Source organism: Proteiniborus sp. MB09-C3 (assembly GCF_030263895.1).
Lineage (GTDB): Bacteria > Bacillota > Clostridia > Tissierellales > Proteiniboraceae > Proteiniborus.
In genome coordinates, this window is record NZ_CP127161.1 from 104,835 (window position 1) to 116,998 (window position 12,164).

Annotated in this window: 8 protein-coding genes; 1 reads left to right on the top strand and 7 read right to left on the bottom strand. The window is 34.1% G+C overall.

Annotated features, from left to right (window positions below; genetic code table 11):
* Positions 1-68: 68 nt before the first annotated feature.
* From QO263_RS00540 to QO263_RS00560, 5 genes are all read right to left on the bottom strand, one after another.
* Positions 69-1,235, bottom strand: a complete 1,167-nt coding sequence (locus tag QO263_RS00540) for a TolC family protein (RefSeq protein WP_285625164.1) — start codon at positions 1,233-1,235, stop codon at positions 69-71.
* Positions 1,236-1,513: 278 nt separating this feature from the next.
* Positions 1,514-4,156: an S-layer homology domain-containing protein gene (locus QO263_RS00545; RefSeq protein ID WP_285625167.1), complete on the bottom strand. Its 2,643-nt coding sequence runs from the start codon at positions 4,154-4,156 to the stop codon at positions 1,514-1,516.
* A 308-nt stretch (positions 4,157-4,464) separates the two neighbouring features.
* Entirely contained in the window at positions 4,465-6,081 is a 1,617-nt protein-coding gene (gene pyrG, locus QO263_RS00550) for a CTP synthase (RefSeq protein WP_285625170.1), read from the bottom strand.
* A 162-nt stretch (positions 6,082-6,243) separates the two neighbouring features.
* Complete coding sequence (locus QO263_RS00555; RefSeq protein ID WP_285625173.1) at positions 6,244-7,398, bottom strand: S41 family peptidase; 1,155 nt, start codon at positions 7,396-7,398, stop codon at positions 6,244-6,246.
* A gap of 83 nt (positions 7,399-7,481) precedes the next feature.
* On the bottom strand, positions 7,482-8,420 hold the full coding sequence (locus tag QO263_RS00560) for a protease complex subunit PrcB family protein (RefSeq protein WP_285625175.1): 939 nt from the start codon (positions 8,418-8,420) through the stop codon (positions 7,482-7,484).
* Positions 8,421-8,626: 206 nt separating this feature from the next.
* Here QO263_RS00560 and QO263_RS00565 point away from each other — a divergent pair, with 206 nt between their 5' ends.
* On the top strand, positions 8,627-8,896 hold the full coding sequence (locus QO263_RS00565; RefSeq protein WP_285625177.1) for a hypothetical protein: 270 nt from the start codon (positions 8,627-8,629) through the stop codon (positions 8,894-8,896).
* A gap of 25 nt (positions 8,897-8,921) precedes the next feature.
* Here QO263_RS00565 and QO263_RS00570 read toward each other — a convergent pair whose 3' ends face one another.
* Together QO263_RS00570 and QO263_RS00575 are read right to left on the bottom strand one after the other, a co-directional pair.
* Positions 8,922-10,412 (bottom strand): S-layer homology domain-containing protein, encoded by a 1,491-nt coding sequence (locus QO263_RS00570; RefSeq protein ID WP_285625179.1) that lies wholly within the window; start codon positions 10,410-10,412, stop codon positions 8,922-8,924.
* Between the two features lie 74 nt (positions 10,413-10,486).
* A complete protein-coding gene (locus QO263_RS00575) occupies positions 10,487-12,163 on the bottom strand; it encodes a hypothetical protein (RefSeq protein WP_285625181.1) in 1,677 nt (558 codons plus the stop codon).
* Between the last annotated feature and the right edge of the window lies 1 nt (position 12,164).

The window sequence follows — 12,164 nt, forward strand, 5'->3', positions numbered from 1 at the left end:
CCCTAATAGTTTGCCATTTTTTCAAAAGAATAAACAGGGACAAGATTTTATTCCTTGCCCCTTAGCTGTTAAAGCGCTCCGCCTATTGCATTTTTTCCTAAGCCTATGCTATATTTAAAATCTAATAATGCTAGATTATATGCATGTACTTGCTTTGAAAGGTTTTTCTTAGCATCCATAAGGTCTATCCTAGCCTTAGTTACATCATTTGAAGTATTTTGACCTAAATTATAGCTTAATTCGGTTAGCTCATATGCTTTTTGGGCATTTTCCACTGCTTTTTCATAGGTCTTTATCTGCTTTTCAGCTGTGATTAGACTATGATAAGCAGACCTTACTGACATTTCAACTCCATTTTTAACTGTATCAAGACTCTTAGCTGCCTGTTCTACTGCTATTTCTTGTTCTCTGTACTTATATTGGTTTGGAGTAGAGTATTTAGCTTTAACCGCTTTAAAAGTAAGTTCAGAAAGCTCATATCCTTCTTTAGCAGCCTTTAGTATTGCACTATTTTCATTAGCAGTTTCTATAGCTTCATCTAGTTTAATTTCATCATGCTTTTTATACTCTATTTTATCTGTTAATTTTATCTTTTGGACTAAAGATAGTCCTAAGGTATTATTAAAGCTCATCTTTTGCAGCTCGTATCCCATTGTAGCCATATCAAAGCCTGATTGAGCCTGTGATACTGCAAGCTCTACTGATAAAAGCTGTTGATGAGAAATAGTACCTAGCTCATACATCTTTTTGCTCTGTTCATACTGTCTGTTTGCCAGCTCTAAACCTTCCTTAGCTATTTCCATATCTTTTTCACTCTGTAACAAATCAAAGTAGGCTTTTTCTACATTATATTTTATTTCATTTTCTTTTATTTCTTTGTTCCAAATAGATATTTGCTTTGAAAGCTTAGTTTGTCTGTCTAATATACCCAAATCAAAATATTCTTTAGGTAGTATTTCTGAATTAATAAAATCTTGTTCTTCTCCTGATGCTCCATTGTAATCCCTCAATATCTTTCTATCTTGATCGTACTTAAGCTCTGCTCTCTTCATTTCTAAATCTTGTATTTTCATATCCTTACTATTTTTTAAAGCATATTCTGTAGCTTGTTTAAGATTCAGTTCTATTTCTTTATTTGGATCGAATTCTTTAACAGCATCATCCTCTGCATATGTAATAATACTCATTGAAAAAAGCATAACAGCAACTAAAGCAAGTGACAAAAGTCTTTTCATAACTAATTCCTCCCTATATTTAACAGCATATCAAGTATACATGTATTTTACCTGATTATAGCATAACTATGTATACAACATCAAGATATGTATAGTTATGTTAGACTATAGTTTTTTATCTATTACTTCAAAAAAGCATTGCTTCTTAAAATGGAGAAGCATTGCTTTTTTTGAATATGTTGCAACGTCCCATAAAGATTATTCACTTGATCTAACTCTTAGTTACTACAAAAAGAGACCTGAGGTTAGAACCCCAGGTCTCTTTTTTTATAAGGTAATTAGTTAAGAACTTGAATATATGCTATGTTGTCTGTTCCTTCTACTAATACAAAATTAATTACTTTATCTTTAGCAATATTTCCTGTCGTCATAACATTGCCATCAGCATCTTCTATTAGAGCTGTTTTTAATACAGTATAAACTTTTAAATTGTTTCCTACAGTTAGATAAATATTTTTATCGTTGCTGCTATCTATCGCAAACGCAGTTCTAACTGTTGCTTGACCTTTTGGAGTATCTGGAGTAGTTCCAGCTAATGCAGTTCTTACTACATATTTAACAAAAGTATCTGTTTCATCATCCATCATAAACACGTTTACTGTATCATTTTTACTTAAGTCTCTTAAGTTAATTTTCTTAACTGAAGAGCCTGTTGCATCATAAACAACTGCTTCTGGTATCAACTCATATGTTAAGTCGCTATAAACAGCATCAGCAACTGTTAATTCATTTGATGATGTGCTTACTCTTACAACTTTTTTACCTGCTTCTTTGTATGGCTCTACTTCAACATAGCTTATCTTTCCAGCATCTGTTAAAGTGATTTCTACTATTCTACCTTCTAATAATGTACTACTTACTCCAGTTATACCTTTAACTGTTTCGTATACTTTTTCTTCTCCAGCTATCATAATTGTAACTTCCCAGATATCATCAGATGATCTAACTTTCTTAACATCTGTTACTAATCCAAGATGGTACTCTTCATGTATATCAGCTGAATCTGCAATTATTACGTCTACTCTTCCTCTAGATGTAGAATATATCTCTCCAGCTTTTATAACGCTGAATTTCTTAGCAGCATCTGTCCATTTTACTACATCATAGTCAGAAACTACAGTTCCTGAGCCTCTACCATCTGTTATGAATACAACTGTACTGTCTTGTATTTGGTATCCTTTAGCATGAGTAGCTTCTACTTTTATAGTATCATTTGAACCTAATGTAACAGGATTTTTTAGTGCTTCAGCTTTTACAAAATCTCCATCTTCATCAACTGTCACTTTAACTACTCTGCCTTTAACCATATCTGCAGCCCAAGAAGCACCGTATTTTGTTACATAACTTGTTGAAACATCATATTTTTTAATCTTACCTTCATTATTTAATAAGTCAAATGTATAATATTGTCTTGATGCTGAAGTACCTTCAACTTGTGAATTAGCAGTTAGCATTCCAAAGAAGTAATTTGTCTTAGTTTCTCCTCTTTCGCCTTTGATAACTACGATTGTTCCTGCAAAGTCAAAGAATACTTCAACTTCACCTTCGTCTTTCATTGCAGCTGCAACATCTTTGTCAACTATACCTACAACGTCTTCATCAACAAACTTCACATCATAATTTCCAGCATTGTAGTCGTAGTCGTCTCCATCAAACTTAAAGGATTCTGTATAAACTTTTTCAATTTCTCCAACTTTGCTATCGTTATGAACTACAGCAAATTTAGCAGTTTTATTGAAGAATAGTACATCGCCTTCTTCTAAACCTTCAATACCTAAATCTTTGCCTTCTTTAACTATTGTATAGTTCTTTAATTCTAATTTATCTTTATCGAAACTATAAGCAACTTCTTTTTCAGTTTCTTTAACTACAAAAGTATCATCCCAAGTATATCCTCTTGCCCATACAATTTCATCATCTGAGTTGAAAACTATTCTTGCATAGTCAGCAGTAAATTTGCTAGCTTCTACTTCTTTATCATTTAACAATAAAGTAGCTTTATCAGCAACTGCATATTTTTTATTTTCGCTAACTATAGTAATTTTTTCTCCACCTTTAGTTGCTTCGTATTTAGGAGTATCTGCTTTTGTATAGATAACTACTTTGCCTTTTCCATCTAACCAAGCATTAAGTCTTAATCCATAAACTTCTTCAAAATCAAATCCTTCTGCAACTTTTGCTTTTCCATATTTTTCGAATCTGATTTCATTTTTATCACTGTTAATTGAAACTACTCTTTCTCTTGCAACTTTGTCAAATCCAAGATCATCAAGTAAATATACTTCTTTAGTATCTTCTGTTCCTGATACAACCCATTTAGTTTGTGTACCAAATCCAACTTGAACCATTAGAGGAATTTCTAATGCATTGTCAACTAATTGAGCTACTAGTCCTCTAGGAGCTGGAAGTCCTTGAGTTCCTTTAACTGCATCAAGTAGACCATTTTCGTTAGCAACGATTAGGTATCCGTATGGATATCCCCCTCTAGCTTCTGCTGCTGGATCATAGCCAAGTGCTCTTATAACCATAGTTACAGCTTGCTCATAAGTAACAGGAGCTGATGGAGCAAATGTTCCGTCTCCCATACCTTTAACAAAGCCCATCTTAGAAGCTATGTTAATATATCCTGCTGCCCAGTTTCCTGCTGGAACGTCTGAAAATGCAGTAGCTCCCTTTGCAGCTTGAGCAGCAGCTTCTAAGCCTTTTACTCTAACTACTACAGCAGCAAATTCTGCTCTTGTTATAGTGTTATTTGGTTTAAATGTGCCATCTGTGTAGCCTTCTAGTACACCTAGTTGGCCTAGTCTTTCAACAGCTTCTTCGTATTCTGTACCAACTACGTCGCTTGGAGCTGCGAAAGCGAAACTAAAGCTACCAAGTACTAATGTAAGTACTAGTACTAATGATAAAACTTTCTTCATTGAATAAAACCTCCCTATAATATAATTTTATTTTTTTCTTTTGAAGGAATTTGGAAGTTGTGAGCCAGATTGTAACCCCTTCCCAAACCAACCTGACTTATACTTGTAGAATTAGGCAATATGTATATTACCTGCATTCTATTCCTAATTATAGCACTAACATATCTGCCCGTCAATTAGACAAGTATGTTTGTAATGAAAATGTAATATTGGGTATTTACCTACTTCCCTATTACATTAGTTATTATATAACATAAATACTTAAATTAACATTACAGTTGTATTACATTTGCTTTACAGTTCTATGGCTAGGCTCTAGTGCTGTCTATACCTGCCTTTGCTGCTTTTATGAATTCTCTGAATAGTGGATGACTTCTAGTAGGTCTTGACTTAAACTCTGGATGAAATTGCACTGCTACAAACCAAGGATGGTCTTTAAGCTCTACTATTTCTACCAGTCTTTCATCTGGTGATACTCCACTTATAATGAGTCCTTGGTCCTGTAGCTTATCTCTAAACTCATTATTAAACTCGTATCTGTGTCTATGTCTTTCATATATAAGCTCATCATTGTATGCTTCCATTGCCTTTGTGCCTTCCATGAGCTTACATGGATACAAGCCTAGTCTCATAGTACCGCCTAAGCTGTCTATGTCTCTTTGCTCTGGCATAAGGTCTATAACTGGGTAAGGGGTATCCTCCTTTAGTTCTGAGCTGTGTGCATCTTTTAATCCTGCTACATTTCTTGCAAATTCTACTACTGACATTTGCATACCCAAGCATATTCCGAGGAATGGTATCTTGTTTTCTCTAGCAAATTTTATAGCACAAATCTTTCCTTCTACTCCTCTGTCTCCAAATCCACCTGGGACTAATATACCATCTGCTGTTTTGAGAAATTTAACACAGCTGTCTTCATCCATGTCTTCTGATTGAACCCACTCTATGTTTATATCTACTTCATTAGCTATGCCTGCATGTCTAAGGGCCTCAGCTACTGATAGGTAAGCATCCTTTAACTCTACATATTTACCTACTAAAGCTATGTTTACTTTTCCTTTTGGATTTTTAACCTTTTGAAGCATGTCTGTCCATTCTTTTAAGTCTGGCTCATTGCATTCCAATCCTAGATGATCAATGACTAGGTTTGGCAGTCCTTCTTCTTCTAATAGCATAGGTACTTCATAAAGTGTTTCTGCGTCCATATTTTGTATTACATGCTCTGAATCCATATCGCAGAATAAAGCTATTTTATCCTTCATTTCTTGTGATATAGGATATTCTGTTCTACAAACCAATACATCTGGGCGGATACCTATACTCATAAGCTCTTTTACGCTATGCTGGGTTGGCTTTGTCTTTAATTCTCCTGCCTTTGATAAGTATGGTACTAATGTAACGTGAATATACATGACATTTTCTTTTCCTATGTCATATTTAATCTGTCTAATGGCTTCAAGGAATGGAAGACTCTCTATGTCTCCTACTGTTCCTCCAATTTCCGTAATGACTACATCTACGTCTTTGTCTTTTGATACTCTGAATACTCTTTCCTTTATTTCGTTTGTTATGTGAGGTATGACTTGTACTGTCCTCCCTAGATATTCACCTTTTCTTTCTTTATTGAGTACAGACCAGTATATCTTTCCTGTGGTTACGTTTGAGTATTTGCTTAAGTTAATGTCTATGAATCTTTCATAATGTCCTAGGTCTAGGTCAGTCTCAGCTCCATCGTCTGTTACAAAAACTTCTCCGTGCTGATAGGGACTCATGGTACCCGGGTCTACATTTATATATGGGTCAAATTTCTGGATGCTTACTTTTACTCCTCTTGCTTTTAATAATTGTCCTAATGCTGCTGCTGTGATTCCTTTTCCTAATGAGGAAACTACTCCTCCTGTTACGAAAATGTACTTGGTGGACATTGTACTTTTACCTCCTTTATCTTAACCGTTTCCGAGTATGTTATTAAATAACTATAGTATTTTATCCTAAGAGTATGTGTATGTCAATGTGTAAAAGAAATATCCTTCGAGATTCTTCGCTATCGCTCAGAATGACAGTTCTCCATTCTCAACTCTCAATTCTCATTTCTTTTTTAACACTTCTATTGCTTTCTTTAGCTGTAGGTCTTCTTCTGTTTTATTCTCCACTTCAATGTCTGGTTTTATACCTACTTTATTCACTGGGTTTTTATTTGCTGTTAGGTATTCTGCTACGGTTAGTTTGATTCCCCCACCATTTACTAAAGGTATAATTGACTGTACTGTCCCCTTTCCAAAGGTAGTCGTGCCTATTATAGTGCCTACCCCTGTATCCTTGATAGTTCCTGCAAATATCTCTGATGCACTAGCACTGCCCTTATTGACTAGTACTGCAAGCTTGAAGTTTACCTCGTCATTATATGAGTAATGTGTTTGTATTTCTCCATCTGAATATTTAACATGAACTATAGGTCCTCTCGGTACAAGAAATCTAAGTACATTAACTACTTCACTTAAACTTCCTCCTGGATTGTTGCGTACATCAAACACTATCTTATCTACTTTGTTTATATTAAAGTGCCCCATTGCTTTAAGTACGTTTTCTAATGTGTGATTATTAAATTCTGTTATCTTTATGTAGCCTATATTATCTTTAAGTATTTCATATTCTATAGGATTATTGATTATTAGTTCTCTAACTATATCAAAATACAGAACTTTTGGCTCTCCTTCTCTTACGATACCTAGTTTAACCTTTGTGCCTGGTTCGCCTCGCATTAAATCTGCTGCTTTTTTTGTTGTAAAGCCTCTAATATCTATATTATCTACAGATACTATAGTATCATCTGGTTTTATTCCTGCTTTAAAGCCTGGAGTGTCTTTAATAGGTGTCACTACTGTTACATTTCCGTTTTTTTCTGTTACGTGAAGGCCTATGCCTCCAAAATCTCCTGTGACTATTTCATTAAGCTCATTGAATTCTTCTTCAGTATAATAGTTGCTGTAATCATCTAAATTATAGAATAACCCCTTCATAGCTCCTTCTATGAGCTGTTGTTCTGTTACTTCGTATGCATAGTTAGCTTTTATAAGCTTTAATAGTTTGCCTAAAAACTCCAACTCTTGTTGGATGTCTGTTTCCTGTTGCTGCTGTGCTGTTGCTTCTTGGCTGAAGGCAAATGTACTAGGTACTGATATAATAAGTGTAAATACTAGTATAAAGAGTATCCCTTTTTTGAGGATGTTTTTTACGTTCATTTGTTATCTCTCCTTTAGTTTATTTAGATCCTTCGCTTCACTCAGGATGACATAGAGACTCTTCGCTATCGCTCAGAGTGACATCATTTTGTTTTAACATCCGTACTTCCACCTGTCATTTCAAACGTGTAATTTCCACTATCTAATAGCTTTCTATCTATTTCTATGGTAATACTCTTGTAGGTTATAACTTGAAGTAATATGGAATTTGGTGCAGGCGCTTTAACGTCTACATGAATCTTGTATTTACCATAAGCATATTTTTCAACTCTCTTTACTGTTAGATTATATCCTGACGTTGGAAATTCTTTTGTAACTGTAACTATGGCCTTGCCGCCACTTTGCTTTGCAGTCACTTGGTTGTTTGTCCCAGTTCCAGACCATTTTTCTTCTACTATTTTAAAAGGTATATTTTTATTCATTTCTTCTATCTCACCTTTCAACCTTTGCAAAAAGATTATACTTTCTATGGCAGTTACATCTTCTTCTGGTCTGAAGGTACTGTCCCCATAGCCTTTGATTATACCTATCATACTAGCTTTAGCAACATACTTTTTATATTCATCATTTAGACCTAGAATATCTTTAAAGGGCATAAAGCCTGTATCTGCTAGCTGTATCTCTCTTGAAAGCTCTAAGGTTTTTATAATATATTTTGCTGCTTCTTTTCTGGTAAGCTTTCCTTCTATGCTACCATTTTTCTCAAGTATTTGTTTATTTTTAAGGTATCTTGCTGCGTTTTCAATATTAGTCTTTTCAGAGGTCTTGTCTATGCTTTCTTTTTGGTGCTCATTTAGTATTGTATAAAGTGATAGCAAAAAGTATTTTTTATCTATAGCATTGTTCAAGTCCGATACCTTCATGCCTTCTTTCAATAAATACTTAAAATGATCTTGTATAATTTGTTTGTCTACGATGCTCTCTGCCCAGTGCCCCTTGAAATTTAATTCTATATCTGCAAATGCTATTATGGAGCTTAGGAAGAGGGCTATGATTAAAATAAGTGCAATGTTTTTTTTCATTGATACATCCCTCCCATTTATATTATATCATTGGAGAGATAATCTAATATTTCATTAATATTACAAATTTGATGCAAGGAGATTCCTCACTGCGTTCGGAATGACAAAAGGGATATTCACGATAACAGAAAAGTGTTTACATTAAATGTTTTTATGTTAAAATGTATTTAAGAAATAAAACGGAAAAAATTTTGGAGGTGAACAGGGTGAATAATGAGGAAAGAATATTTAGCTTGCTGGAAAAAGTTTATATTGAGTTACAGGAAACTAAAAAGGAACTTAAAGCTGAAGTTCAGAAAAATAGAGAAGGCATAGAAAGACTTGAAATTGAAGTTCAGAAAAATAGGGAAGGCATAGAAAAACTTCAGTCAGGAATGGATGAGCTAAAAATGGAAGTCAATAGTCTCACTGCAAAAACTGCTCATAATGAAAATAAAATAATTGAACTTTCACGTGATTTAAAAAGAGTTAAATAAAGAGAGCCTAGGCTCTCTTATTTTTTTAATAATTTATTATATTTTCTCTATAATCTTTTTGTAAATCTTTTTCTAAGAACTCTAAGAATCTGACTAGCATAGATGAAGCTTCGGCTCTTGACATTTGTTTGTTTGGAGAAATGTTGTTAGCATTGTCTCCTTGTATGATACCTAGCTCTCTAGCTACGTATATGCTATCCTTCGCCCATGCAGGTATCTGGGAACCGTCAGAAAATGTGAAATAATATCCTGGTGCTGGCGCTCTGTTTTCAAAGCCTAAGGCTCTTATGAGTATGGAAACAGCCTCTGCCTTGCTTAATGATCTTTCAGGCTCAAACTTGCCAGACAACTCTCCTTTAGCTATACCCTTTTCATAGGCTTCCTTAATATATGGATAGTTTTCATCTTCTGTTGATATATCTATAAATGGTGATTCTTCAACTTCTTTTTTTCTTCTACTAGATGTAGTCTTCTTTTTTTCTTCCATTGTAGGTCTTATATTGCAAGCCTTCATGACTGCTTTTGTAAACTCTAATCTTGATATAGGTATGTCAGGTGTAAAGAACTGTGAGACTTCGTCAAATACTTCTAATGAGTATAGCTTACTTATCTGGCTTTCTGCCCAATGGCCTCCTAAATCTCTAAATTTAGGTACTACTAGTCGTTCTACCTTAGGAACCATATTTTTTGAAAGACTTATGCTTCCTCTATTTCTGGCCTTTTTATTAGGTTCATCTCCATTCATCTTAGGCAAATTATACTCATATCTAGAAACTATTTCGTTACTGGTAGTCTTTATATATCCACCGTCAAAGCTGGATAGATTAGCTTGATTATCTGAGTATTTAAGGTTTTTTACTAAGCTATCAGATACTTGTACATCAACTGTGCCTTCCCATGTGATAGTATCATTGCTGTCTTCAGCCATATTTCTAGTGGAATTGAGAGTATAGTTTAGCAACTGGGTTTCTGTACTGCCCCAAAAATTTTCGTAGCCTACATCTCCTCCTGATATATTAAGAGTTACACTTCCTTGATTTTTGTTAACAGTGTAATACTTTCTTCCCTTTATGCTTCCTGAGTAAAAATCTGATGCAGGTCTCTGATCTATAACTTCAGAATGGGATAGCTGATAGTCCTTTAGTTCAAAAGTATCTCCGTCTATGATTATTTTTTCGCTATACTTTGTTAATTCTGTTTGCCCTATGGTTTGTCCCTTATCATTTTTAGGAGTGTATAGGGTTTTATAGCTTATAGTCCTTTTCAGAGAGCCTTCTATGGATTTGTCCTCTGGAACTAAGTCAAATTTGTATGAAACTGTTAATTCATTATCTTTTTCTTTTTCTGTTACTTTAACTTCTCCTATAAAATTTACTGGCTTACCTGTAAGGAATACTATTTCTTCGTATTCATACTCATTGTTTACTCCGCCTGCAAAGTCCAAGGGTTTTGCCCATGAGGTTGTGGCTGTAGAGAGTAATATTAATGCGATAAATACTGCTATGATTCTTTTCATTGTTATCACTCCTCGTGTTTTAAGGCTTTTAAAAGAGAGATCCTTTGCTGACGCTCAGGATGACAACTAATATACTATTTTACTATGACAACCTTACCTTTATAGTCGTCTCTAATTACATAGACATTGTCTCCAGGTTTTAAGTCTTGGTAGGTTATGAGTTTATCCTGTTTTATTATTATTGCTTTATTTAAACTGACCTTCAATGACATTTCTTTTGGTATCCACTTTTCATGTCTTGCACTCCAGTCCTTAGCTTCTCTTATTATCATTTCTTTTCCTAGTATGTTACTATCTGAAGCAGACTCTACTATACCTATGGTCATTCTCTGCTTAAGTAGGGAATCCATTTCCTTCTGTACCCCTATTACACTTATATGGTCTCCATCTGTATATATATATCCATGCCAATCTCTAAGTCTATTATCTTTTGCATGCCTGCTTTTTTCATCTACTGCATAATCCTTTGTATAAAATTCCTTTGAAGTTATTAGCTTGTCCTTTTCTAAATCATATATAAATGTATCGTTATCGTAATAAAGCTCTTTTATATCTTCAAAGCCTTCCCACTGATGCTTTACTACAAGAAAGGGATTTTTAAGCTTTACTGTGTTTTCTACTATTTCATCTAACCTTGCAACATATACATTGTTTTGTCCGATATTGGAATTGTTTATATCCTCATTATATATGTATATGACGTCTGCTGTAAGTCCTCCACCTTTGCCATTTGCTATAAAAAATCCATCTGATTTTGGGTTTAGTGAATACTTATCTACTAGCCTGTCGCTTTTTACTATTATAGTACCATCATTAAATTCTATGTTTTTATTGTTACCTAGTTCTAGGTTTTCTGAAAACCAGTTTATATCTTTTATTTTTTCTGAATATGTGGTTTCATAGGCTCCTTTTACTACTAGCCTTTCTATTTTTTCTTGTCCAAAGAAATTTTTTATGGCTGCATATACTTCTTTTCCTTTGTAGTATTTAAGATTATTGCTGGGAACTACATATCCTTCTATATATATGGGGGAGTCCGATGAGTAGCTTATCCTAAGTCCTCCCTTTGTATCTTCCCATTTACCTTCTACTAGAGTCTTCACATTTTCTAGAAATATGGTGTTTTCTAGTTCATCTACTGCTGCTAGTTTCCCTTTGTACAAGTTTTGTATCTTTATAGAATCTCCTTCTATAGATATTCTACTGACTATATCTGTATTTATATCGTCAAAATGCAGTTTTACTCTATCTCCTACATAAAGAACGCTTAAAGGTACATTTTCACCTTTTTTTATTGCTATAGTAGCTGGTGAAAAGTAGTAGGTTTCATCATTTCCTATTGATGTTTTAATGATTATCTGATTTCTGTCTATAGTCTTTATTGTACCTGTTCTCATTTTGCTGCCTGGCTTTATATATCCTGGATTAAGGGTAGAGAAGCTATCCATGTACTGGATGCTTCTACCTCTTATCTCTGCATATACTTCCATGCCTGGTTTAAAATCTATTCTCTGAGCTTGATGCCCATCTATTAGTAGATTTGCTGTATTAGGTAATTGTATTTTATACGTTCCGCCTTCATATCTCTCTATAGTTACTGTCTCTGAATTTATTTCTTTTATATAGCCTTCTATATATCCAGTTCTAAGGGGCTGAGCATTATTCTCTGCTCCATAGGCTACAGCAGTAAATACAAGGGTTAGAATAAGCAAAAACATAATTATCTTTTTATTCAATATACTTTTTTTCAAC

Bases quoted from the DNA above. Each gene is read 5' to 3' on its own strand.
- QO263_RS00560 (WP_285625175.1), bottom strand. From the start codon at position 8,420: ATGAAAAAAAACATTGCACTTATTTTAATCATAGCCCTCTTCCTAAGC.
- QO263_RS00540 (WP_285625164.1), bottom strand. From the start codon at position 1,235: ATGAAAAGACTTTTGTCACTTGCTTTAGTTGCTGTTATGCTTTTTTCA.
- pyrG (WP_285625170.1), bottom strand. From the start codon at position 6,081: ATGTCCACCAAGTACATTTTCGTAACAGGAGGAGTAGTTTCCTCATTA.
- QO263_RS00570 (WP_285625179.1), bottom strand. From the start codon at position 10,412: ATGAAAAGAATCATAGCAGTATTTATCGCATTAATATTACTCTCTACA.
- QO263_RS00545 (WP_285625167.1), bottom strand. From the start codon at position 4,156: ATGAAGAAAGTTTTATCATTAGTACTAGTACTTACATTAGTACTTGGT.
- QO263_RS00555 (WP_285625173.1), bottom strand. From the start codon at position 7,398: ATGAACGTAAAAAACATCCTCAAAAAAGGGATACTCTTTATACTAGTA.